Origin of the sequence: Rubrivivax sp. A210, from assembly GCF_904426505.1 — a bacterium.
GTDB lineage: Bacteria > Pseudomonadota > Gammaproteobacteria > Burkholderiales > Burkholderiaceae_C > Rubrivivax.
The window spans coordinates 483,053-506,682 of the sequence record NZ_CAJGBN010000001.1; the positions used below are offsets into that span (position 1 = coordinate 483,053).

Sequence of the window (23,630 nt, forward strand, 5' to 3'; positions counted from 1 at the left end):
GTCAATCCTTCGATGCGGCGGCAAGGGCCTCCGTGAGCGCTTCGTTGGCGCGACGAGCGGCATCGGGAACGCCTCCGTCCTCCAGCGCCCGGGTCAATTGACGCAACTGCGCGGCAGTCAGGCCGACGCGCAGGCTGGCCCGCATGTGCGAGCGCAACTGCGCCTCCACGCCGGGGGTGGCCGCGAGCGCACCGACGGTGGCGAGCTCGCGGCTTTGCCAGTCGAGGTTGTCGCGCTCGAAGATGGCGCCGAACAGGTGCGCCTGCAGGAACTGGTTGATGACCGTGGCGAAGTCGAAGACGGGACCCTGCACCGGACCGCCGGAGATCTCGGTCTGGTTCGCCTTGCCGGCCGCGAGCAGTTCGGCTCCGGTGGGCACCGGCCTGCCGGGCTCCTGGCCGGGTGCGTCCTGGATCCCGCGCTGCTTGCGCGCCTCCACGACCTTGAGCAATTCACCGAGGGCGTTGAGGCTCTTGGGGAAGCCCGCGTAGGCATAGAGCTGCACCAGGACTTCCTTGGCCTCGCTCACGGTCAGGCCCGCATCCAGGCCACGGTTCAACGCGGCGTTGAGTCGAGGCATGTCACTGCTGGCCATGAAGGCGGCCACCAGCGGGATGGCCTGCTGCCTGGCGGACAGCGTTTCCGATGTGGGTCGTGCGCGCGCTGCGACGGACGGCATTGCGCGGTCGGCAGCCGCGAGCCCAGCGCCGGCCAGCGCTGCCTGGTAGTCCTGGTCGCTGACCTTGTCCTGCCACCTCACCGAGATGCCATCTTCACGCTCGGCGATGGCCACATGGGTCATCGCGTCGTCGGGGCCTGCGCCGTGCCAGTGCCGCACGTTGGGCGCAATGGTGACGACGTCGCCGCGGCGGATCACCCGCGCGGGCTGGCCTTGCTGCTGAACAAGACCCAGCCCGGCCGTGACGATCAGCGTCTGCCCTAGTGGATGGGTGTGCCAGGCCGTGCGGGCGCGCGCCTCGAAACTTACGGTGGCGCCACCGGCTCGGCCTGGATCGTTCATCTTGAATGGGGCACCGATGCGCGCGACGCCGGTGAAGTTCTCGTTGGCGCCGTTGACAGCGGGTACGGACGAGACGGGATGCACCTCGACGGCCGGCGCCGCCGGAGCAGCCGGAGATTGCGCTGCCGTCGTGATGGTGGTGGCGCTTAGGGCCATGGCCAGCAGTGCTTTCACGAGAGTGCCTCTTGTTGCCGCGCACGGGCGCGACGTTGCGGTCTGACGATGAGGACCCAGTACACGAGCAGTGCCAGGGCCAGCAACAGAGCTGCGACGTCCATCACGGTAGATATGCGGTGGGCGAGGGCCACGCTGTCTTGTGCGCTAGCGGGGGCTGCGCTGGCGAAGACGAGCACCAGCACACCCAGCCCCAGCGCGCCGCCGAGCTGGTGCGCGACATTGACGAGGCCCGATGCGGCACCGGCGTCTTCGCGGCCGACCCCCGCCATACCGGCTGCGGTCAGTGGTGCCAGCAGCAGGCCCTGGCCCAGGCCGATGAGCAGCATGGGAGGCGCAACGTCCGCCCAGTAGCTGGCACCGGCATCGGCCAGGCCCAGCCACAACAGGCCGAGGACACCGAGCATCAAGCCGGCGAGAAGCAGTCTCTCGTTGCCGTAGCGGCGCGCCAGCCTGGGTACAGCGATCGCGGAAGCGAAGTTGGGCAGCGTCACCGGCAGGAAGGCCAGGCCCGCCAGCAAGGGTCGAAGATGAAGCACCCCTTGCAGCAGCTGCGTCGAGAAGAACCAGAAGCCCACCGCGCCCCCGAGGAAGAGCATGCGCGCCAGATAGGCACCAGCGCGCTCGCGGCTGGCCAGCAGGCGCAAGGGAAGGATGGGCTGGCGGACCTTTCGCTCGACCGCGACGAAGGCAGCGATCATCAGCACGCCGACGGTCAGCGCTGCCGGCACAAGGCCATCGTGCCAACCGACATCAGCGGCACGCACCAGGCCGTAGACCAGCGCCGTCATGCCGAGCGTTGAGCTGAGCGCGCCGCCCAGGTCGAAGTCGCCCGGTTGCGGAGGTGTCTCCGCGATGTGGCGCCTGGCCGCGAGGATCAGCAGCACGCCGATGGGCAGGTTGATGAAGAAGCCTGCGCGCCAAGACACCAGGTCGGCGAACATCCCGCCCAGCACGAGACCCAGCGTGGCTCCCACCCCCGCCGCTGCGGCATAAATGGACAGCGCCCGCGTCCGCGCCGGGCCCTCGGCGAAGTGGGTGGACAACAGCGCCAGCGTGGACGGTGCCAGTACCGCCGCACCCGCACCCTGGATGGCGCGCGCGGCCAGCAGCCAGCCAGGAGACTGCGCCAGACCAATGGCCATCGAGGCCAGCGTGAACAGCGACAGCCCCGCGATGAACATGCGCCGGCGGCCGAAGATGTCGCCGAGGCGTGCGCCCAGCAGCAGAAGGCCGCCGAAGGCGAGCGTGTAGGCATTGGTCACCCAGGACAGCTGCGCCGGGCTGAAGCCCAGGCTGGCCTGAATGCGCGGCAGGCCGGTGATGACGATGGAGATGTCCACCACGATCATCAGGTAGCTGGCCACGATGATCGCCAACACGCTGCCGGCATGGCGGGGCGACGCTTGGGTCTCGGCGAGGTTCATGGCCATCGCTCAGATGTCCAGCTTCCGTTCTGACATCCACTTGACGATCGCCGGATCACGGTGCGAGAAGAAGCTGCTCGTGTTGGTGTCAAGCGTCGCAATGCCGGCCATGTCGGCGTCGGAAAGTTCGAAGTCGAAGATGGCGATGTTCTCGGCCATGCGCTCCTTGCGCACCGACTTCGCCAGCGCCACGATGCCGCGCTGCACCAGCCAGCGCAGCACGACCTGCCCGACCGACTTGCCATGGCGCGTGGCGATGGCCCGGAGCACGTCGTTCTGGAAGAGGCCGTTGCGCCCTTCCGCAAAGGGTGCCCAGGCTTCGGGCTGCACGCCGATCTCCTGCATGAAGGGCACGCTCTCCAGCTGCTGCTGGAAGGGATTCACCTCGACCTGGTTTACCGCCGGCGCGATCTCGTTGAACACCTTGATGTCCATCAGGCGGTCCGGCTGGAAGTTGCTGACGCCGATGGCGCGCAGCTTGCCGGCGCGGTGTGCCTCCTCCATCGCGCGCCAGGAGCCGTGCACGTCGCCGAAGGGCTGGTGGATCAGGTAGAGGTCCAGGTAGTCGAGCTGCAGGCGGCGCAGCGACTTGTCGATGGCCTGCTGCGTGCGCTCGTAGCCGGTCTCCTGGACCCAGAGCTTGCTGGTGACGAAGAGCTGGTCGCGCGCGATGCCGCTGACCCGCAGACCTTTGCCGACGGCCTCCTCGTTCATGTAGGACGCGGCGGTGTCGATCAGGCGATAGCCGACTTCGATGGCATCGACAACGCTGCGCTGGCACTCGTTGGCGTCCGCAATCTGGAAGACGCCGAAGCCAAGCACGGGCATCTGGAGGCCGTTGTTCAGGGTGACGTGTTGCATGGGGTGCTTCCTTTCCTTGTCGATGAGACGAACTCTAGGCAGGCGACTCGCATCTGAATAGCTACCGAAAGGTTGATGGATTGACATCCAATCTATGACAATGGACGGCAAGGGGATCCCGCTGTGGCCATCAACGAGCTTCGTTCCGTTAGCACCTTCATCAAGGCGGCCGAGCTCGGCAGCTTGCGCAAGGCCGCGCTTGAGCTGGGCATCAGTCCGCAGGCGGCGAGCAAGGCGCTTGCCCAGTTGGAGACCCACCTGGATGCGCGCCTGTTCCACCGCACGACGCGCGTGATGTCGCTGACGGACGCGGGTCAGCGTCTGCTGGAGGATGTCCAGCCGTCCGTGCTCGGACTGCAGCGCGCTTTGCAGAACGCGAGAACGGCGAAGGATGACTTTGCCGGCCCGCTTCGGATCGCGGGACCGCGGACGACGTTCCAGCCGATCCTCTGGCGGCTGGTGGAGGAGTTCTGCGACCTGCATCCCGGGATCCAGCCCGATGTGCTGCTCGAGGACCGCGTCGGGAATTGGGTGGAAGATCGGGTCGACGTGGGCTTTCGTCTGGGGGCGTCACCTCACGAAGGGGTCATCGCACGGCGGCTCTTCCCCCTGCAACTGGTGATCTGCGCTTCGCCGGAGTACCTGCAACAACATGGCGTTCCGGAGTCCCTTGCGGAGCTGACGTCCCATCGCTGCAGCGCCTTCCGGAATCCGGGCACGGGCAAGGTGGTCCCCTGGCACGTGAAGATCGGCGACCAGGTTGTCGACCAGCCGGTGGTGCCCGCGATCTGCAGCAATGACGAGATCTTCGAGTTGCAGGCCGTGCTCGCCGGCAAGGCCCTGGGGCAACTCGCGGGAGTGACGGCGGCGCCCTTCGTGCGGGACGGGCGTCTGGTTCCCGTGCTGACAGAACACATGCCCGAGTACGCCGGCTATTTCGTCTACTTCGGCAGCAGAACCTCGCAGCCGGCACGCGCGCGGGCATTCATCGACCTGGCGGTGCAGCGTCTGACCGATAACCCAGAGTACCTGATCGGTGAAGAACACCTGAGGCGCAGACAGGGCCGGCGGCGCTCGCCTGCCACTAGGCGAAAGACAGCCGGCCAGTGACAGCGCAAGGGTGTGCTTGGCCGGCGGACAGGGACCAGGGTGCCACCGGAGATCGGTGACGAGTGGCCGCTTCGCGGTATGTCATTTGCGCTTGGCCAGGACCGCAATGGGTCGGTTGGGTGAGTTCGGCCCGGTGAACAGCAGTCACCGGCCGAGTGCCGGCGGTGCTGGCCCAGTGTCGGTGCCGGCTTCGTCAGCAGTACTTCGCATAGCTGTCACTCGGACCAGCGCAGGCCGATGAGCCGAACGTCGGCTTGATGGCGCTTACCGTGAGTACGCTGGCCGCAGGCGACCGGCCGCAACCGCTGCCGAGCGGTCACCGCCAGACTCGAAATCCCGGTCAGACAGGCTAAGACGCAATGCTCGCAGAAATACCCAGCGCTCGCGCCGCGTCGTGGAGTGAGAAGGTACCGACAAAGTGCTCCACCGGCGGCTGGTCCAGAAGGTCGACCTGATCGAACGCGGCCGCGGACACGAAGGGGGGCTGGTCGCAAACCTCGACACGAGCGGCCTCCACAGCCTGGCGCCATGCGAGGGCCGCGTCGCTCTCGCGGGCGGTCAACTCCAGCTCTTCGGGGAAACCGCGGTCATCCCAGGTCTCGAGCTTGAACTGCGCCGCAGAGGCCTCCCAGGGGTCAATCCCTGCCGCCGCCAACACGATGCTGAAGGCCGCCAGCGCCCGTGCCGCGTGCTCGGGCTGAACCTTCTCGACCAGCTCGGCGTGCAGGACCAGCTGCTGCCTTCGCCGCGCCTCCATGGCGACCCTGCTGTAGGCCATGCGGTAGGCCACCCATTCGGCTTCGGTGGCATCCGGTCCAGGCTGCACGATTTCGACGGGGTCCATGAATCGACCTCAGAAAAGTTGAGGGTTGTTCGGTGAAGGCTCGGAGGCCTCTTGCTTCATCCTGGCGAGCAGCCCGTCGGTGTGCAGAGTCACGCCCTGATCGAAGACGTCGGTGGCTGGCGGACTTAGCAGCGCACGGGCATCGCCTTCATCGCCGTTCAGCCATGTGTCCCATTGCGACGGCTCCAGGCACACCAGGGACCGCTTGTCCTGAGCATCCGCGGGCAGCTTGTCGTCCGGCTTGTGCAACCTGGAAAGCAGCGGATGATCATCGCAGTTGACCGTGACCATGGTGTAGTTCGGCACGACCTCGCCGGTATCGGGATCGACCCACTCCGACCATAGCCCGGCGATGCCCCAGGGCGCGCCGTCGGCGCGCTGGAGGCGCCACCAGATGTTGCGTCCGGTCTCCCAGTTGGGCTCCTGATACCAGGCCGCGGGGATCAGGCACCGTTGCCCGCGCTCCCAGGCCTGCCGATAGGTCACGCGCTCGGCAATGCCCTCGATCCTCGCGTTGTTGGTCAGGATCGCGCGCGAGGTGGGCCGCCGCGTCTTCGATCCGGGCTTGATCATTCCCCACTGCCCAAGGGAACCTGCCAGGGCACCATCGGCCTGGGCGCGCAGCATCAATCCCGAGCCAAACGGGCCGACGGCCGCGGGCACATAGTCCGGCACGAGGGCGCGAAAGTAGATCGCCACCGAGTCACGGGGCGACAGATGGTAGAGATTGCACATGGCCCCTCTTCAAATCTCGCGCCGCACCCGCAAAAACTGTATAAACATACAGTGTACTGTGATGTCGTTTGTCTGCGCCACCGAGGAATCAAGCTCCCTCGAGAGGCCGTGCTCGCCGCCGCGCCTTTGCGCGGCAACCTCCAGCTTAACAACCGCCGCCCCGGCTACTACGTGGGTCAGCGCAATGCCCCCTTGCTTGCGGGCCTGGTAAGCCCGGGAGAGACGCGGTGGATGCTTCCGCCGCTGGATCAGGCCCGCGTGGTGGTAATCCGCGGGCCGGAGATGGTCATTTCCGGCATCGAGGCCATCGAACAGGCCCGCCAGCTCCTGGAGTTCCACCAAGCCTGGTGGTGCCGTCTGTTGCCAGAGGCCGCCGGCGGTGCCGCCGTCCGAACGCGAGCTGTCGCCATGGCCTGATCGCAGGGCTCGCCAAGCAAGGCCAGTGGTGCTATTTTTCGGTCTGAGCGCGCGGCGAGCCGCTCAACCAGGCTTCCAACCTCTGCTCGAAGGAATCGAGCCGCTGGACAGCGTCAATGTCGCCCCGACCGCACTGGCCTTCTGAAAGGTGCGGCGGCCGAACGCCAGTTTGGCCGAAGGTTTGATCGTCACCACCCCGCCGGGAGTTCACCTCCCGCCAGGGGAGTGCTCTCGGCTTCTTTCCATCCCCTGAAAGGAGCCTCCAATGGCTGATTTGACCCTGGGCGAAGCCTCGCTCGCCACCACCACGACCACCACCGGAATCCGGTGCAACATCGTCCCCGACGACCAGCGCATGGATTTCCTGCCGCGCGTCTTCGGTGCGCGTCACATGCTCGCCGGCGAGGCCGCCGTCTTCAACTGGATGGCCCAGCTCTGCCCCGAATACAAGGGTGGCTTCTGGGACTTCGTCGACCTCTCCAACGGCGGCTTCTACCTGCGCCTGAAGAGCGACAAGCACTTCACGTTGAGGGTCGACGGCAACGGCTTCACCGGCACTCTGTCGGCCGACGCCGCCAGCATCGTGGCCACGCTGTTCGCCATTAACGGCCTGCTGTTCAAGGGGGCCCATCACCTTCACGATGCGTTCTACGCCTTGAAGGACTTCGCCGTCTCCCACCCGGAGGGCCACTCCATCCTCTGGGCAATGGACTGAGCCATGGCCGGCTGGATCGACAGCCATCTGCCGACCGATGCGGATGCCACCCGGCGCGGAGCCGGTCAGCGGCGCGCTCACCGGGATCACCCGGCGGCCGCTGCTGTCTACAGGCGGTTGTGCAGCCGAACCATCGTGCTGACCCATCCGGTGCCACTGGGCATCCGGCAGTTGATCGCGGACTGGTTGCATCGGGACGGCCTCGTGCTGGCTTGTGCGACCTACGTCAGCGGCAACGGCAGGCGCTTGCGCTGCCATGCCCAGGCTTTCGCGCCGCAGCAGTGGCGGCAGAGCGCCCAGGCGAGCTGGGCCCAAATGCCGGTGCCCAACATGCGCCTGGCGAGCACGCCCGTGCTATGGCCCGCCCCGCCTGGCAGCAGGCAGATGTGGCCTGAACTTCCGTTCTAGGGCGCGGCTACCGCGCGAAGCCCTTCATTCCTCAACCCGGCCGGGTCCATGTCCCGGCGGGACATGGCTCGGCCTCCCCTGGGAGCCAACATGTCCACCACCAATCGAACGTTGCAGGCGGCCTTCAACACCGGGGCGTTCTACAGCCCCAAAGGCCAGCGCATCGCAGTATGGATGCGCAAAGCCGAGGCGGGTCACGTCGACCGCTGCTGCCTGGTCGATTTCGACCGCCAGATCTGCTGCCAATTCCCGGCGCGCATGACAAGCGCAATGGGATCTGTCCTGGACCTGGGCATGCACGCCATGCACATGTACCAGCTGGGGCAGTACGACCTCGTCCTCGACCAGGGCGAGGACGCAGTCGTCCGCGGCGAGATGGCCGATGTCCTGGCCAAAGGCTACGACGCCTTCATCCAGTCGCCCGAGGTCCAGGTGATCGCCTCCATGGCCGCGCGCCTGCGCAGCCTGCACTGATCGTCCTTTTCAACCCTGCCGGGTCAATGACCCCGGCAGGGGCGACCTGGCGCTCTTCGCAGGAGAAAAGCATGTCCGAAACCAACCGTCGGCGCGAGGGCTGGATCGAACTGGCCACCCAGCGCCGAGGCCGCGACCGCACGGGGCGCGAGCACCTGGTGACGCGCATCGAGGTCAAGTCACGGGGCTACATACCCGACGTCTACGTCCGCATGGACCACGACGTACTCGACGAAGCGCTCTATGACGACGACGCCTTCGTGGCGTTCGTCAACCAGGTGCTCAATGAGATCGGCTACAGCGGCCGGCCCTTCGACCGTGCCGAGCTCGGTCTGCAGGGCCGCAACTACATCGTCCTCGAGCCGGGCCGCGAGTTCCGCGCCTTCGTCGTGCAGCGCTTCGGCTGGTGCGACCTCGCGGCACCGCCACGGGTGCATTGACCAAATCTCAGTGCGGGGCCTGCCGGCCTTTTGAGAGCAACCGCCCGGATTGAACCGGGCTTTCATCACTTCGCGGGGCCCGTCGCCGGGCCCCGCTTCATTGAACGGAGGAATTCACCATGTCCACCATGACCGGACACGAGCTCTGCGAGGCTGTCGAGCAGCACCTGGGCACACTTGGATACAGGGTCTTCGGCGAGCCCTGCGAAGGCTGGGACTGGGAGCTTGGCGGCTATCAGTCCCCTGCCCTTGCTTGCGACAGCCAGGGCGAAGCGGCAGCCGCCGCGCTGGCCGATCTCGTCAAGCGCACGTCCGAACTGCTCGACGCGGCCGAGGCAGTCATCGCTCGCTGGGAGCGTGGCAACCTGGCCGCGGCCGTCCGAGAGCTCGAGCTGAGCGTCACGGCCTTGCGCAAGCCCAATGGCGATCTCGCCAGGGACGCCACTCCGAGCATCTCTGCTGACGAGGTCGCCCCCGAGGGCTGGTTGCTTCATGGCGAGGGGCCCGACGGGCCATGGACCGAAGCGGTCTTCCTCGACCTGGCGGCTGCAACTGGATCGGCCATGGAGTTCGCACGCGAATGGATCGAGGAAGGCCTGGAGATCGACCTCGACCACTACGAGGGCCAGCTCGCCGAGCACAAGTTCATCCACATGCCGGCCCTGAACCGGACCGTGTGGATCGACGCCGTCGACGTCATCGGCGCCTGAGCTTTACCCATCACCTCCCCCGAGCGGGCCACCCCGCTTGGGGGAGGCCCCGCCGGGGGGCACCAGAAAGGAGTCCCCTGAATGCACGTACTTCTCCGCCGATTGGGCGAGCACCGCGGCTCGCCGCGCCTCTACCTCGACACCACGGCACTGGCCGCGGCCGGCTTCGTGCCGGGCGTGGCCATCGACTTCACGGTCGGCACATCCGAAGAGGCCCGCCTCACCATCCGCGTGGCCAGCGACGGCAAGCGCAAGGTGTCCCGCAAGCGGCGCGGACACCAGGTCGTGCCGGTCATCGACATCAACAGCAGCCACGACCTGCAGCCTTTCGTTGCCGGAGGCGCGGTGCGCGTGGTCATCGAGATCGGCGCCGTCCACGTCCTGATGCCGGCCAGTGTCCGCAAGGCTCTGGCCAGGTCGGCCAGGCTGGTAGCCAGGATCGCGCTGGGACAGCCCTTGAGGACGGCCGGCATCGCCTTCGGGGCCGGCATCGCTTCCGGGGCGCTGCATGCCGGCCTCACCGCCGGCGGCGTGGCCTCGGAGCTGGCCCTGGCCAACGAGATCGCCGAGGAGTACCTGGACATCGCCAGGCGATCGAATCCGGTGGTAGGTCCGAAAACCACGACGGCAGCCATGCCGATGCAGGAACTTGCACAAGACGACTGGCTGCTCCGCCGCGTCCAGACCGTCGAAATCCTCGAGGCTGGCATCCCCTGCTCGGGGGCGTCCCGTGCGGGGGCCGCCAAACGGGGGCTCACCCGAATGGAGGACCACCCCCATGTGGGCCACCTGATCGGGGCCGCCCTGCAGGTGATCGCCGCGCTGCAGCCGGCCATCCTGGTCATGGAGAACGTCGAGACCTACCGGAACACCGCCAGCGCTTCCATCCTGCGGGCTTGGCTGCGAGATGCGGGGTACACGGTGGCCGAGACGGTGCTGAGCGCCCGGGACTTCGGCAGCCTGGAAGCCAGGGTGAGGTGGTTCCTGGTGGCCTACCCACCCGAACTGCCGCTCGACCTCGAAAATCTGGCTCCGGCGGAGCCTGACAGGCCATGCCTGGGGGATTTTCTCGAGCCAATCGCCCAGGACGATGAGAGGTATCGCCGCGTGGACTACCTGAAGGCGAAGCAGGAGCGCGATGCCGAAAGCGGCAAGGGCTTCGGCATGCAGCTGCTGACGCCGGCTTCCCAGCTGGTGCCGGTGCTGCGCAAGGGCTATCACAAGGGAGGCTCACCCGACCCGCGCCTTCTGCACCCGACCGACGCGGAAAGATCGCGGCTACTGACGGCCGCGGAGCACGCGAGGATCAAGGGGATCAGTCCCCGCCTGGTGGACGGCATGCCGGAGACGACTGCGCACCAGGTGTGTGGGCAGTCGGTCGACGTCAGGCCGGTCCAGGCGATAGGCCTGAGAGTCGCCCAGGCGTTGACAGCCCTTGGAAGGTCCAGAGACGGGGCGCAAGGCGGCACAATCCAATCTGTTGCTGGGTTTGCAGCGGTAGCCTAGAAGCACTCCGAGTCCTTCGGTACACGGTGGCCCAGCAGGATTTCTGCTGGGCCTGCCTGCTCTCGGCTTTCCGCCCCCGTGTCACCAAGTTCGAAATGACTTCTCAGCACTGCAATGCCGGGCTATAGACTGATGTGCGACGTTCGTGGCTCAGGGCCTGACCGACTGCTCCTGCTACGAGGGGTCGATTGAGCGCAGTCGGCCTAAGTGTCAGCTTCAGCGATGGAACCCAGATGCGACAGCCCTGACAACGGCGCCACCGGCATTGGTTCCCTATTCATGGCGCGTCAGATGCACGATGAATCACCAGCAGAGGTGCCGAGCGGATGCAACGGCATCCGGGGCATACGTACCAGGGAGAATAGATGCAGCCTGTCTTTGACGGAAAGTTTCAGGTCGTGGGCCCGTGCAGCAACGCGGGCGGCATGGGTACGCTCTTGTTCGTCACGCCAGTGGGCACCGCAGGCCCGACTCTGGTGCTCAAGCTCTGCAAGCTGGCGGACGAGGAAATGCGCGCCCGGTTCCGGCGCGAGGTCCGGCTGATGCAGCAGTTTGCCGGCAGCAGCTATGTCGTACCCATCACCGACGCCAACCTGGACCACGACCCGCCCTACTTCGTGATGCCTCACTACGAACACGGCGACCTGATGGGGAAGGCCGAGCGGCTTAGGGGCAACCTGGAGCATGTCGAAACAGTCTTCAACCGGATGATCGACTGCCTCGCCCACCTTCACGAGAAGCAGGTCTACCACCGCGACGTGAAGCCGCAGAACTTCCTTTTGGGGAACGGCACGATGGTCGTCTCGGACCTCGGCCTCTGCACTGAGCACGCGTCCCCAACTGGCTTCACCCGGAGCACGCAGTGGGCCGGCACGCCGGGCTACATGCCGCCCGAGTTCCTCAACGGCGGGTTCAAGGACGCGAACGCCACCTCCGACATCTTCATGCTCGGCAAGTCGTTCTACGTGCTGCTGTGCGGTAGGGATCCCATGTACCTGGTCGCAGAAGGAATCCCGCCCCAGCTATTCCCGATCCTGGAGCGTTGCTGCGCTGTGAACTCGGCCAGCCGCTACCAGTCGCTTGCCTCGCTCAAACAGAGCCTCCAGTCAGCGTTCGACGTGCTGCTCGGCCGCGCGGTTGGCCCCGGTAAGGCCTACGCACTGATGCGCGCCATAGCGGACCGGCTTAGGCTGTCGCAGCAGTACAGCCCCGCCGAGGTGGCCCAGTTCGTGGAGGAACTAGGGCACCTGGAGCCGAGCGACCAGCACCAGATGTGCCTTGAACTGCCGCCGGAGGCCTTCTCCGTCCTATCGCAGGCCCTGGTGCGGCCGCACCTCTCGCGCTTCATCCAGATCTACAAGGGGATGGCGGAGAACGCGACCTACTCGTGGAGCTTCGCCGAGGACATCGCCAAGAACATGAAGGTGCTGTTCGATTCGGACAGCACCACATCCGTGGACAAGGCGGAGGCGCTGCGCGTGGCCATCATCGCGGCCGTGCGCCAGAACCGCTTTGCGGCCATGGACACCTGTAAGGCGATGATCGTTCTCGCCGAAGACGCCGAGCTTGGGCAGCGGGTCCACGACATCCTCATCGAGCACGACACGCACTTCATCCGTCACATAGACCCGGCGGAATGCAGAGCCCCGGCGGTCCGGGCTGCGGTCGTGAGCCTGAAAGCTGCCGAGGATGCGCGCCCCGCCGCCGAGGACGACGATTTCCCTTTCTGAGGCGTCAGATGCCCACGGCGAGCTGTTCGAGCCGCTGCTCCGTGAACTTCCACGCATCGGGCACGGCATCGACGGTCCCCGCCGCGTGCGCCCTGTCGGTCCACTCCTTGCGCTCGTGGAGGATCGTGTCGCCCCGGCCCTTGGCGGTGACGCGGAGCTGCGCGCCGATCTCCGCCGGCGTGGCCAGGTACATGCGGGGAAGCTCCGTGACCGGGACCCCGCGGAACTGGGCGAGGCAGAAGATGGTCAGGCGCGTGTGCTTCGAGAGCCACGCGTCGATTGCGCCGTGGTAGTCCGCCGAGCCCTTCGTCAGGTAGCTCTGCGTCAGCCCCCAGCTCCCGTCCTTGCTGCCCTTCACGGACACCTTGAGAACGCGATCGCCATCGACTGCGACGAGGTCGTACTCCGGCTGGTTGGCGCCGTACTGGATGGACACGTCCCACCCGCAGCGCGCGAACTGCGCCGCCGCGAAGGCCTCGCCCGCCGTGGCCACCTGCCAGGATGTCTTCATGTTGTTCTCCCCGAGATGCTGCGGCCAGTCTATCGGCTCGCAGGCAGAGCCAGGGCCTCGCAGCAGCCTCCGCCGCTCACGACCAAACCACTCCAGTTACCGGTCGCGGGAGCCGCTGCATTGCCATGTGAGGCCATGACCGCTCCGTGGCACTCAACGTGAACTCGGCGCCCGAGCTCGAATGACGGCAACCGCTTCATAGTTGCCACGCAATAAACCCAGTCCGCGGCGATCCTCAGCCGCGCTCAGACAGCCCCGAAGCACCTCTGGCTCGCAATGCTTCCCAAAGCCCCGCAGCACCCAGCAAGGTTGCCTTGAGATCAGCCCGTATTGCAGGGGACTCAAGCGCCTGCTTGCTCATGATGCTGTGTGCCTCCAGGGCATCAATGATCGCGCCCTCAAGCTCTCTGTCGATGTCGGGTGAGCTATCAAATTGTTCCTTCGTGTTGTTCGCCGCCTGCTCCGCGAGCTTCTCCGACTCCATCAGCTTGCCCTTGATCACGTCGTTGACGTAGACCAGCTTGTCGCCCGGCGTCAGGTCGCCCTCGAACAGGTCGTTCACCTTGGCGATCAGCTCGGACAGTGCGATCTTTGCCTTGCCCTGCACCTCGCCGGAGCCGCCTTCATCGGTCGGATCGATCTTGACCTGCTCACCGGCTCCAAGGTTCAAGGTCGGGTCGCCGATGTTCTTGATCGTGTAGGCCGTCAATTTCAAGGCCGACAGGTCCACGCCTTCGCGCTCGCGGCCATAGGTCAGCAGCGGATGCAGCAGCCGAAAGAAGATGGCGCGCTTCTCGACATCGGTATTGCCGTAGTCGAAGATCTGCGACAGGAAGCCGTAGATGCGAACGTAGGTCGCGATGTCGCTCTTGAACAGGATGAGCGAGTCCATCGCCTCCTTGGCGCGCTTCGCTGCCTGCTCAGCTGCAGCGTTCCGCTGGCCTGCTACCCTGGCAGCGTCAACCAGAGCGGTCGCTGCCGTGTGCTCGGACTTGGCCTTGGCGAAGGACTTCAAGATCCTGTCCGCCACCGGCGTACAGGCGGCGTCCAGTTCGGACGGCTTGGCGCGCTTGCCTTTGAGCGCCACGTTCACCACCCGGTCCACCTCGAAGGTGTCGTACAGCGCCAGGGCATCGAGCTTTGCCTTGAGCTCGTTGACGATGTACGGGTCCGTCACGCCCGAGAGTTCAGCGGTCTCGTAGTACGGCTTGAAGGCCGCCAAGATGTCTGCCGGGTCGTTGACGAAGTCGACCACGTAGGTCTGGTCCTTGCCGGGGTAGCAGCGGTTCAGGCGCGACAACGTCTGCACCGCCTGGATGCCGCCCAGACGCTTGTCCACGTACATCGCGCAAAGCAGCGGCTCGTCGAAGCCGGTCTGGAACTTGTTGGCTACCAGCAGCAACTGATAGTCGCCTCCCCTGAACGCGGTGCGGATGTCCTGGCCGCCCAGCTTCGGGTTCAGCTCTTTGCTGTGCTCGGTGAACGGATCAGGCCCGCTGTCCAGGTCGACCACCTCGCCTGAAAAGGCCACCAGCGTCTGGATCTTGTAGCCGTGGTCGGCGATGTACTTGCGGGAAGCCTTCTGCCAGCGTACCGCCTCTTTGCGGCTGCCGGTTACCACCATGGCCCTGGCCTGACCGCCAAGCAGGCCGGCCACATGCTTGCGGTAGTGCTCCACCACCACCTGCACCCGCTGCGCGATGTTGTACTCGTGCAGGCGCACCCAACCCATGATGCCCTTCATGGCCTCGGACTTGTCGACCTCCTTGGATTCGATCGTCTTGCCCTTGTGCGCCAGCGAGAACGCCACCTTGTACGAGGTGTAGGTCTTCAGCACATCCAGGATGAAGCCTTCCTCGATGGCCTGGCGCATCGAGTAGACGTGGAAAGGGGCCGGGATGTTGTCGGGCGCCGGCTTGCGCGTGGGGTCAGGGCGAGTGCCGAACAGCTGCAGCGTCTTGTCCTTGGGCGTTGCGGTGAAGGCCACGTAGGTAATGCCGGCCTTCTCGTCGTCGCCGGCCTTCGCCGTCATCTGCGCGGCCAGGATGTCCTCCGCGCTCACACCACCCCCGTCGATCAATTCGGCCATCTCGGCGGCGCTGAGCACCATCTTCAGCTTGACGGCGGTCTCGTTCGTCTGTGACGAGTGCGCCTCGTCGACGATCACCGCGAAGCGCTTGCCCTTGGTGGCCGCCAGCTTGCGCACCTCTTCCAGCGCGAACGGGAAGGTCTGGACCGTGCACACCACGATCTTCTTGCCGGCCGACAGCGCCTCGGCCAGCTCCTTGCTTTTGCTCGCGCCCTCGCCGGTGATGACGGCCACCACGCCCTGCGTGCGCTCGAACGACATGATCGCCTCGCGCAGCTGGTCATCGAGCACCGTGCGGTCCGAGATCACGATCACCGTGTCGAAGACCTTCTGGTCCTTGGCATCGTGCAGATCGGCCAGGAAGTGCGCGGTCCAGGCGATCGAGTTGGTCTTGCCCGAGCCGGCTGAGTGCTGCACCAGGTACTTGTTGCCGGGGCCCTCCAGCGTGACGGCCGCCACCAGCTTGCGCGTCACCGTGAGCTGGTGATAGCGCGGGAAGATCAAGCCGACCAGCTGCTTCCTGGCGTTCTTCACCGGCACCAGGTAGCGCCCGAGAATCTGCAGGAAGCTGTCGCGCTGCCAGACCTCTTTCCAGAGGTAGTCGGTGGCGATGCCGGCCTTGGGCGGGTTGCCAGCGCCACCAGCGTTGCCCTGGTTGAACGGCAGGAACATGGTGTCCAGCCCGGCCAGCCGGGTCGTCATCTCGGCCGCCGCGTTGCTGACGGCGAAATGCACCAGCGCCCCGCCGGGGAAAGCCAGCAGCGGCTCGGCCACGTTCTTGGGCTTGAAGAACGGTTCGCGGTCGGTCTTGTACTGGTAGACCGCGTCCTGCACGCTCTGCGTGTAGTGGCTCTTCAGCTCGGCCGTGGCCACCGGGATGCCGTTGACGAACAGCACCAGGTCGATGCTGCTTTCGTTGTGGACGGAGTAGTGCACCTGGCGCACCACCCGCAGCCGGTTGGCGGCGTACCGGGCCTGCAGGTCGGCGTTCATGGCCAGCGCCGGCTTGAACTGGCACATGGCCACCGCGTGTTTGAGGCCGATCATCTCGAAGCCATGGCGCAGCACCGCCAGCGTTCCCTGGCTGTCCAGCGACTTGCGCAGGCGCTCGGCCACCACCTTGGGCGCGGCGGCACCGTGGCTCTTCTCGATGGCTTCCCAGGCCTTGGGTTGGCCGGCCTTGATCCAGGCGACGGCGTCATCGACAAACAGCGCCTGCGTGCGGTCGTAGCGGCCCGCGTCGGCAGCGTCGAAGAGCCAGCCGGCGGCCGTCAGGTCGGCGCAGATTTCATCTTCGAGGTGGATTTCCTTGTGGATGCTCATGCGGCTACGGCCTCTGGTTGCGGCGCCAGGCCGCGCACGTCGATCTTGCCAGTGACGGCGGCGCTGATGAGGGCACTACGACGATCGCGCAGTAGCGTCATCGCTGCCTCTGCCTCTGCTACGAGTTCGTCGAGCTTGGCCGTTTCGGTGTCCAGGTGATCGGCGATCAACTTCTGTTCATCCTTGCCAGGCCTGGGAAGGATGAACTCGACCGCGTGGCTGATGTTGAACTGTTCTTGCGCTGCACCGTATTGGACGACCTCGACTTGAAATCTGACCACCCGATCGTTCATGGTGTAGCAAAGCCAACGGGAATCGAAGTCGCCACGTCTGATCAACATCACCGATGCGCAGTTGCCACCTTCCGCTTCTCGCGGAACCACTGCAGTCACTCCAGGGGCACCAACGCGGACCGTTACAAGGTCACCGGCCTGCAGCCTTGTTTTCGCGTTCCTCTCGCTGTCTTCTGTCGAGATGCGACGGCAGTCAAACAAGTCAATGCGATCTTCGCGGATGTCTCCGCCGTAGAGAAAGGGCAGCCCTTCGCTGGCGACATAGCTGCTCGGGTTGACAACGATTCCCACGGTCAATGCCGGCGAGATGCGCTTGAGCGCAACAGCATCCCAGTGCGCAGGAATTCGCCCCAGCCAGTTCACCCCGGAATCCCTCGTCGCCACGGTCGGGTTGAGACCCCTCACGACGGCCTGCGAGATCATCGCCTGGCGCTTCTCTTTCAGCAGCTCGATCAGGCGCCGATGCTCTTCGACTAAGACGTTGATCTTGACAGTCTCGCGCTCAAGGTACTCGGCGATCTGGCGCTGTTCAGGCAGCGGCGGAAAAGTCGCGACGAACTCAACGATGCTGGACTGCGGCAGGTTGTTTGCGAGGCCTGCAGCGCCGCTGATTGCACGCTCAATCTGCGCCCTCAAGGGGTACGAAGTAAGGCTCCAGGCAAGGAAGTCCTTACGCACATGCTCGTAGACATGCAACCGGAATGTCTTGTCAGAGAGCAGCAGCTTTGGTGGTGTTTCACCGACCAACGCTGCTGCTCCGACTAGGCTTGGCGAGCCACTGGCCCGCGACATTAGAAGATCGCCGCAAGCAACTTCCAATTCACGGGGCACCGCATGATGAATTGGCAGCGCCTTGTTTTCCAGCGGATTGAATTGGCCACCATTGACGCAACCAGACTTCAGTACGCCCCATTCGCCAGCATCGGCCGGGCGGCTATCGCACTCCGGGCTCCAGCCTTGTTCCATACGGGCGATGACTCGCCGCAGTTGGCAGACCTTCCAGTGCTTCGGCACAAGCCCCAGCCAAGGTGTGCCACTGTCCTTGTAGTTCGAATACCTTGGAGGACTCATGCAGACAGCCCCTCGATCATGGCCTTGATGCGGTCGGTGACCTTCTTCAGGTCCGTATCGATTTCGGCCAGCTCGCGCGGCGGCTCGAAGACATAGAAGTGCCGGTTGAACGGAATTTCGTAGCCGACCTTGGTCTTCTCGTGGTCGATCCAGGCATCAGGCGCGTGGGGCAGCACCTCGCGCCTGAAATACGTATCTACGTCTTCTGACAGTGGCACGTTCTCGGTGTCGCGCAGGCTGCTGTCAGGCTGCGGCTTCCCCTTGAGCTTGCCTTTTTCACCCAGGATGAGCTTGCCGGCTTCGTCGCGCAGTGGCCGCTCCACCGTGATGGTGTGGTAGCCGAATTCCTCGTTGCGGAAGATGCGCGACACCGGTACGGTCTTCACCTTGCCACCGGCCGGCGCGTCGGGCAGTGTCTCGCCGTCCATCAGCACCTGGCGGCTGGCCTCTTTGCCATCGGCACCCACCAACGTCACCAGGTTGGCTTCGACGAAGTCGCCGAACATCTTGGTCACCTGCGCGATGTGCTCATCGCTCATCTCCTTGCGCTTGGAGCCCAGGCTCTTGCGCATCTTCTGCCAGAAGCTCGATGCGTCGATGAGCTGCACGAAGCCCTTGCGGTCGTCGGGCTTGCGGTTGCTGAGAATCCAGACGTAGGTGCTGATGCCGGTGTTGTAGAACATGTCGGTGGGCAGCGCGACGATGGCCTCGACCAGGTCGTTCTCCAGGACATAGCGTCTGATCTCGGACTCGCCCGAGCCGGCGCCGCCGGTGAACAGCGGTGAACCGTTGAGCACGATGCCGACTCGGCTACCGCCTTGCACGGCCGGGCGCATCTTGCTGAGAAGGTGCAGCAGGAACAGCAGCGAGCCGTCCGACACGCGGGGCAGGCCGGGCCCAAAGCGGCCGCTGTGACCTTGCCTTTCGTACTCGTCGCGGATCGCCTTCTCGATCTTCTTCCACTCCACGCCGAAGGGCGGGTTGGACAGCATGTAGTCGAACAGCTTGCCCAGCATGCCGTCGTCGCTGAGTGTGTTGCCCAGGATGATGTTGCTGATGTCCTGGCCACGGATCAGCATGTCGGCCTTGCAGATGGCGTGCGACTCGGGGTTCAGCTCTTGACCGAAGAGCGTCAACCGGGCCTTGGGGTTCAGCTCGGCCAGGTACTCGCCCGCCACCGACAGCATGCCGCCGGTGCCGGCCGTCGGGTCGTACATGGTGCGCACCACACCCGGCTTGGTCAGGGCATCGCTGTCCTCGATGAACAGCAGGTTGACCATCAGGCGGATGACCTCGCGCGGGGTGAAGTGTTCACCGGCGGTCTCGTTGGAAAGCTCGGCGAACTTGCGGATCAGCTCCTCGAACACGAGGCCCATCTGCATGTTGTTGACCTGGGTAGGATGCAGATTGAAGTTGGCGAACTTCTCGGTAACCAGGTAGAGCAGCTTGGCCTTGTGCAGCCGCTCGACCGTGGCCGCAAAGTCGAAGTGCTCGAAGATCGAACGCACGTCGGGCGCGAAGCCCTGGATGTAGCTGTCCAGGTTGGCGCGGATGTTGTCCTGGTCGCCCATGAGCTTGCCCATGTCGAGCGACGACACGTTGTAGAAATCCAGGCCCGCCTTGCGTTTGACAAAGGGCTCGAAGGCGATGCCGGCGGCCTGCTTGGCGGCGTGCTCCTTGAGCACCTCGGCCTTGGTCGGCGCGAGCACGCAGTCCAGGCGCCGCAGCACCGTGAACGGGAGGATGACGCGGCCGTACTCGCTCTGCTTGAAGTCGCCGCGCAGAAGGTCGGCCACGGACCAAATGAGGGATGAGAGGGCTTGTTGATTCATTTGCAACTTCTCTGGACAACCGGCCGGCCGCAGCTTCGAGGGATTCATTTGGCGGGGCAGCCCGCACTGATTGTGTCAGTCGATCTCGGCCCCAGGTCAGCGTGAACCTTCAGCAGCCGCCTGCTCCCAAAAGCTCTTCAATGACCTGAGCCGCCGGGCCTGTTCCGTCGTGACGTAGGCCGACGTGGTGTTCAGCGATGCGTGCCCCAGGTTCTGCTGTACCTCCTGCAGACTCACCCCATTGGCCAGCGCATGCGTCCCATGGGTGTGCCGAAGCCAGTGCGTGCTGGCCCTCGCCAGGCGAGCTGCGGCGATGTGATCGCCGGTCTTGGCGAGCGTGCTCGAGCAGGCCTCGAAGTGCAACTTCAGCTGCCGGTACAACGTCGCCGCCGAAATCCCACCCTTGGAATCACATCGCGCACCTCTGGCCAGCCCAGCGGCCCGCGCTGCAATGTCCATGGCCCCCGACAGCACATAGGCCTCCTGAACCTCAGGCGCGGCCAGTTTGGCACCCAGCCCACGGTGCATCAGGTAGGCCCGAATCTGAGCAACCAGGCCTTCCGGCACCGGCACCTCACGCAGGCGCTCGCCCTTCCCGACCACCATCAGCATCCACCCGCTCACGTTCTCGTGGGCATCGGCATCGAAGTACTCCACCGCCTGCAGGTCGCCGATTCGGGCATTGACCGTCTCGGCGGTGCGCAGGCCAGTTGCATAGAGCAGGTCCAAAACCAAGCGCAGCCGTATGGCCGCCGAGTGCTCGCCGGCTCGGGCCGCCTGCTCGCGCACAAAAGCCCATTGCTCCCCCGTGAGGCTGCGGGAGGTGTCCAGACCTTGCCGGATCACCTGCGGCATCGGCACGGCCGACCACGGATTGCCAATCAGGTAAGCCTGGTCCACCAGGAAACCATAGAGGTTCTTGAGGATGGACACCGCCTGCCGGCGCGCCGCGGCCGACAGCGGCCCTTCAAATGGTCGCCAGAGCGGCGACCAGCGCTCTCGCGCCCTGGTGCCGCACCAGCGCGCCCGCGGCTGCGGATCGGTCAGGAAAGCGGCGTACTCGATGCAGTCCTCGGCGGTCATGGACGACAGCGGCCTGCGGCGCTGCACGATGGCCCACAGCATGAAGCGCTCGGCTTCCTTGCGGTAGGAGCGCTGCGTGTGCGACAGGCTGGCCTGTCCTTCCCTTTTGCCTTCGTCGCCTGCGCCCTTTGGCTCGGCGTGGCCCGGCCGCCCCTTGGACCGCAGCCAGGCCATCACTGCGTCGTAGTCGGTGTCGGCCTGCAGGAGGCAGTGCTCTCGCTGTCGTCGGAATCGACCTTCTCGGCCGTCGAGATCGGCCGGCACGAGCAGCTTCTCCAGGGGGCGGATGTCGGTCGCCGGCGGCACGACGGCCGCCAGCTCACCGGGCCCAACCAGGTGGCGGGCGGGCAGCGTGTGCGGCCCGATGGCCACACCTATCGTCGCAGCGTGCTCGGCCACCCACGCGGCGATACGCGCCGACTTCAATGGCCCGATGCCGCGGATGCTTCGCGCCCAATTGCGGCCGACGCCGTTGATGCGCTCGGCGAGCTGGGCGAGCGTGAAGACGCCAGCGTTAGCCAGGTAGCGCGCCAGCTCCGGCCGCAGCCAGGACGCCAGGGCATCGCCGCCGGCCGGATCGCGCGCCGCGACCGACTCGAGCCAGCGCAGCGCCGCGAGCTGCCGCTGAAGCAACCTGGCGCGCTTGCGCACCTTGGCCGAAGCGCTGCCAAAGCGGCACTCATAGGCCTCGATCTGGTCGGCCTCGCGCTCGTCCTCCAGCCCCTCTTCCTCGGCGAACTGCTCCAGGGTGGGCAGGGCCGGTGACGCGGCGGCCAGGCGCTCGATGTCCAGGCGCAGCAGCCGCGCCGTGCCAGGTCGGTCCTCGCGTTTGGCCGCGGCCGCGAACTCGGCGCGTATCCAGGCCAGCGTCGACGGCACCAGGCGCAGGTCGGTGTGATCGCCCTCCACGGACAGGTAGCGGTCCCAGACCCTTTCCAGGGGCACGCCTTGCAACAAGGCGCTGAAGAAGGCGAAGTGCTCCCGCTGCAGGAGCCGAGTACGGGCCGGCGAGCCGGCCTTCGCGGGGGTGCGGGGCGTCGTCATGCGGCTCAGGCCCGGCGATGGCCGGCGGGCCGACACCCCGGCGGGTGACGGCCGACCGCGACGACTTCTGAGGTTGCCGGTGGCCACCGGCGACCCGACACACAGCCTTGGGCCGAGGGCCCCGGAGATCGACCCGACTTCATAGGTGGGCTGCCTGGTGAGGCGGACCAGACCTGGCCCGCACGAGGGAGTTGAGCGGCTTTTCCTAGCATCTTGATTATGTTCATAATCATGATGCTGTGGTGAAGACTGACGACTTCGGCCCGCCTTGCCGTCACACCTTGATCGGGCCGAACATGCCGGCGTAGATCGGCGCTTCCCACACCTTCTCGATGGCTTGCCCGGTCTCCTGGTTGACGAACAGGGACGACCGGGCTCCGCGCGGGGAGCCCGGTCGGCTTCCGAGAAAATACGGGCGCATCGACTCCCAGGTCTCAGCCACCTGGGACCACTCCCAGGAGGGCACCTTCTTCACAAGCAGGAGAGGCATGGCGATTGAAAGGGGGATCAGCTTGTCCATCGGCAACGACCTGGTCCACTCGCATTTGACAAGGATGGCAGGCGCCGCGACGAGATGAAGGCGATCCCCGGTTCGCACGCCCTGCTGACGAACATTGTTCTGGCCTGGAATACCGCCCGGATGCACGAGGTGGTCCAGAGGCTCAAGCGAGACGGTACCCCGGTCGAGGACGACTGGCTGCGCCGCATCGGCGCGGCGCACTTCTCGCACATAAATTTCCCCGGCACGATGAGATTCGGCGACGAGAAGTTCGCTGTGGCGCTGATCCAGCGCGCGCCGGGCCAGACAACTCGGATGGCTTCCTGACGAGGAACGGGCCGGCATCCCCGGGCCAGCAGACACGCGGTCAGCGAGGCATGTTGACAACCGTTGTCAAATCGCCCAAGATTTCGCCATGAGTCGCCAAACCATGAGTTTCGCCTTGCCCGAGTCGATGCGGGAGTACATTGACAACCGGGTCGCCACTGGCAACTACGGCAACACGAGCGAGTACATCCGCGACTTGGTCCGGCGCGACCAGGAGGAACAGGCCAAGAAGAGGCTTCGCGATCTCATCGAAGAGGGGCTGGCATCCGGGCCAGGCCGGCGTCGCACCAAAGCGGACGAGAAGGAACTGCTGGCGATCGCTCGCGGCGAGATCGATTGAAGCCGGCGGTTCTGCGCCCGCAAGCGCTGCGCGACCAGCAGGGCGAAGTGCGGTACTACCGCAAAGAGGGCGGCAGCCGCGTGGCGGTGAAGCTGGCCAACGCCACCAACGCCGCGCTTGACCAGATCGAACTCGACCCAGGGATCGGCTCGCCGAAGCTCGGAAGGCTCCTTGGTATCCCAGGGCTTCGGACCTGGCGGGTCTCGAAGTTCCCGCTGCTCTGGTGCTACTTCGAACTCGGGGAGTACCTGGATGTGGTCCGGCTGCTGGGCGAGCGCCAGGACATCGCCGCGATCTTGGGCAACGAGTTCGCTTCGAACTGACGTCACTCGCGTCCCGGCGTGCATAGGGCCGGAGGCTAATGACCGGTCTACGGCCGCCTGTTCGTCAAGTTGGCTGGCCGGAACCAACCCTCTGCTGCCGATGGCCGCGACGGCGTGGGCGTTGGCGATGCAGCGGAAAGCTGCCGGTCCCCTCAGGGCCGCTTTGGAGAACCAGAGCCTCAAGATCGGCTGCCGGTCAGCGGTCGGTCGTGTTGGCCGGCAATCGACCGAGGACGTGTGGAAACGCGCGCACTTGAAGCTACGGCGGGCATCCCTGACGTGACTGACGCGGGCGTCGTCAAAGGTTGACGATGCACCCTGAG

Annotated in this window: 22 protein-coding genes and 1 pseudogene; 12 read left to right on the top strand and 11 right to left on the bottom strand. The window is 65.6% G+C overall.

Features of this window, described 5'->3' with window-relative positions:
- Nucleotide 1: 1 nt before the first annotated feature.
- The 3 genes from JMV16_RS02060 to JMV16_RS02070 are packed head-to-tail and all read right to left on the bottom strand — an operon-like array spanning nucleotide 2 to nucleotide 3,483.
- Nucleotides 2-1,195, bottom strand: coding sequence for a cupin domain-containing carboxymuconolactone decarboxylase family protein (locus JMV16_RS02060; protein ID WP_236580308.1), 1,194 nt, complete (start codon nucleotides 1,193-1,195; stop codon nucleotides 2-4).
- Nucleotides 1,192-2,622, bottom strand: coding sequence for an MFS transporter (locus JMV16_RS02065; RefSeq protein WP_201492814.1), 1,431 nt, complete (start codon nucleotides 2,620-2,622; stop codon nucleotides 1,192-1,194). Before JMV16_RS02065 ends, JMV16_RS02060 begins: the two co-directional genes overlap by 4 nt.
- A 9-nt stretch (nucleotides 2,623-2,631) precedes the next feature.
- The gene (locus JMV16_RS02070) at nucleotides 2,632-3,483 is read right to left on the bottom strand and encodes an aldo/keto reductase (protein WP_201492482.1); all 852 of its coding nucleotides are present in this window, start codon (nucleotides 3,481-3,483) and stop codon (nucleotides 2,632-2,634) included.
- Between the two features lie 123 nt (nucleotides 3,484-3,606).
- Between JMV16_RS02070 and JMV16_RS02075 the strand changes: the two genes are divergently transcribed.
- Nucleotides 3,607-4,593, top strand: coding sequence for a LysR family transcriptional regulator (locus JMV16_RS02075; protein ID WP_201492483.1), 987 nt, complete (start codon nucleotides 3,607-3,609; stop codon nucleotides 4,591-4,593).
- Nucleotides 4,594-4,942: 349 nt separating this feature from the next.
- On the opposite strand, the gene JMV16_RS02080 is transcribed toward JMV16_RS02075, so the two are convergent.
- On the bottom strand, nucleotides 4,943-5,437 hold the full coding sequence (locus tag JMV16_RS02080) for a hypothetical protein (RefSeq protein ID WP_201492484.1): 495 nt from the start codon (nucleotides 5,435-5,437) through the stop codon (nucleotides 4,943-4,945).
- Between the two features lie 9 nt (nucleotides 5,438-5,446).
- Nucleotides 5,447-6,172: an SOS response-associated peptidase gene (locus JMV16_RS02085; protein WP_201492485.1), complete on the bottom strand. Its 726-nt coding sequence runs from the start codon at nucleotides 6,170-6,172 to the stop codon at nucleotides 5,447-5,449.
- Nucleotides 6,173-6,280: 108 nt separating this feature from the next.
- Here JMV16_RS02085 and JMV16_RS02090 point away from each other — a divergent pair, with 108 nt between their 5' ends.
- From JMV16_RS02090 to JMV16_RS02125, 8 genes are all read left to right on the top strand, one after another.
- Nucleotides 6,281-6,589 carry a hypothetical protein gene (locus JMV16_RS02090; protein WP_201492486.1) on the top strand — a complete coding sequence of 103 codons (309 nt, stop codon included), beginning with the start codon at nucleotides 6,281-6,283 and terminating at the stop codon, nucleotides 6,587-6,589.
- A 265-nt stretch (nucleotides 6,590-6,854) separates the two neighbouring features.
- Nucleotides 6,855-7,304, top strand: a complete 450-nt coding sequence (locus JMV16_RS02095; RefSeq protein WP_236580309.1) for an antirestriction protein — start codon at nucleotides 6,855-6,857, stop codon at nucleotides 7,302-7,304.
- A gap of 3 nt (nucleotides 7,305-7,307) precedes the next feature.
- On the top strand, nucleotides 7,308-7,712 hold the full coding sequence (locus tag JMV16_RS02100) for a hypothetical protein (protein ID WP_201492487.1): 405 nt from the start codon (nucleotides 7,308-7,310) through the stop codon (nucleotides 7,710-7,712).
- 90 nt (nucleotides 7,713-7,802) lie between these two features.
- Nucleotides 7,803-8,186 (top strand): hypothetical protein, encoded by a 384-nt coding sequence (locus JMV16_RS02105; RefSeq protein WP_201492488.1) that lies wholly within the window; start codon nucleotides 7,803-7,805, stop codon nucleotides 8,184-8,186.
- A 71-nt stretch (nucleotides 8,187-8,257) separates the two neighbouring features.
- The gene (locus JMV16_RS02110) at nucleotides 8,258-8,626 is read left to right on the top strand and encodes a hypothetical protein (protein WP_201492489.1); all 369 of its coding nucleotides are present in this window, start codon (nucleotides 8,258-8,260) and stop codon (nucleotides 8,624-8,626) included.
- Nucleotides 8,627-8,745: 119 nt separating this feature from the next.
- On the top strand, nucleotides 8,746-9,336 hold the full coding sequence (locus tag JMV16_RS02115) for a hypothetical protein (RefSeq protein WP_201492490.1): 591 nt from the start codon (nucleotides 8,746-8,748) through the stop codon (nucleotides 9,334-9,336).
- An 81-nt stretch (nucleotides 9,337-9,417) separates the two neighbouring features.
- Complete coding sequence (locus JMV16_RS02120; RefSeq protein ID WP_201492491.1) at nucleotides 9,418-10,842, top strand: DNA cytosine methyltransferase; 1,425 nt, start codon at nucleotides 9,418-9,420, stop codon at nucleotides 10,840-10,842.
- A gap of 365 nt (nucleotides 10,843-11,207) precedes the next feature.
- Nucleotides 11,208-12,572, top strand: coding sequence for a serine/threonine protein kinase (locus tag JMV16_RS02125; protein ID WP_201492492.1), 1,365 nt, complete (start codon nucleotides 11,208-11,210; stop codon nucleotides 12,570-12,572).
- Between the two features lie 4 nt (nucleotides 12,573-12,576).
- Here JMV16_RS02125 and JMV16_RS02130 read toward each other — a convergent pair whose 3' ends face one another.
- The 6 genes from JMV16_RS02130 to JMV16_RS02155 form a co-directional block, all read right to left on the bottom strand.
- Nucleotides 12,577-13,083 carry a hypothetical protein gene (locus JMV16_RS02130; RefSeq protein ID WP_201492493.1) on the bottom strand — a complete coding sequence of 169 codons (507 nt, stop codon included), beginning with the start codon at nucleotides 13,081-13,083 and terminating at the stop codon, nucleotides 12,577-12,579.
- A gap of 235 nt (nucleotides 13,084-13,318) precedes the next feature.
- On the bottom strand, nucleotides 13,319-16,495 hold the full coding sequence (locus JMV16_RS02135) for a type I restriction endonuclease subunit R (protein ID WP_201492494.1): 3,177 nt from the start codon (nucleotides 16,493-16,495) through the stop codon (nucleotides 13,319-13,321).
- Nucleotides 16,492-17,754, bottom strand: a complete 1,263-nt coding sequence (locus JMV16_RS02140; RefSeq protein WP_201492495.1) for a hypothetical protein — start codon at nucleotides 17,752-17,754, stop codon at nucleotides 16,492-16,494. Before JMV16_RS02140 ends, JMV16_RS02135 begins: the two co-directional genes overlap by 4 nt.
- A gap of 101 nt (nucleotides 17,755-17,855) precedes the next feature.
- On the bottom strand, nucleotides 17,856-19,691 hold the full coding sequence (locus tag JMV16_RS02145; protein WP_201492496.1) for a class I SAM-dependent DNA methyltransferase: 1,836 nt from the start codon (nucleotides 19,689-19,691) through the stop codon (nucleotides 17,856-17,858).
- A gap of 96 nt (nucleotides 19,692-19,787) precedes the next feature.
- Nucleotides 19,788-21,818, bottom strand: a complete 2,031-nt coding sequence (locus JMV16_RS02150; protein ID WP_201492497.1) for a phage integrase family protein — start codon at nucleotides 21,816-21,818, stop codon at nucleotides 19,788-19,790.
- A gap of 274 nt (nucleotides 21,819-22,092) precedes the next feature.
- Entirely contained in the window at nucleotides 22,093-22,338 is a 246-nt protein-coding gene (locus tag JMV16_RS02155; protein WP_236580310.1) for a hypothetical protein, read from the bottom strand.
- Between the two features lie 36 nt (nucleotides 22,339-22,374).
- Between JMV16_RS02155 and JMV16_RS02160 the strand changes: the two are divergent.
- The 3 genes and pseudogenes from JMV16_RS02160 to JMV16_RS02170 form a co-directional block, all read left to right on the top strand.
- Nucleotides 22,375-22,644: pseudogene (locus JMV16_RS02160) on the top strand (Tn3 family transposase); the annotation flags it as partial.
- A 103-nt stretch (nucleotides 22,645-22,747) separates the two neighbouring features.
- Nucleotides 22,748-22,984, top strand: a complete 237-nt coding sequence (locus JMV16_RS02165; RefSeq protein WP_236580311.1) for a type II toxin-antitoxin system ParD family antitoxin — start codon at nucleotides 22,748-22,750, stop codon at nucleotides 22,982-22,984.
- The gene (locus tag JMV16_RS02170; protein ID WP_201492500.1) at nucleotides 22,981-23,307 is read left to right on the top strand and encodes a type II toxin-antitoxin system RelE/ParE family toxin; all 327 of its coding nucleotides are present in this window, start codon (nucleotides 22,981-22,983) and stop codon (nucleotides 23,305-23,307) included. Before JMV16_RS02165 ends, JMV16_RS02170 begins: the two co-directional genes overlap by 4 nt.
- The last annotated feature ends 323 nt before the right edge of the window (nucleotides 23,308-23,630 follow it).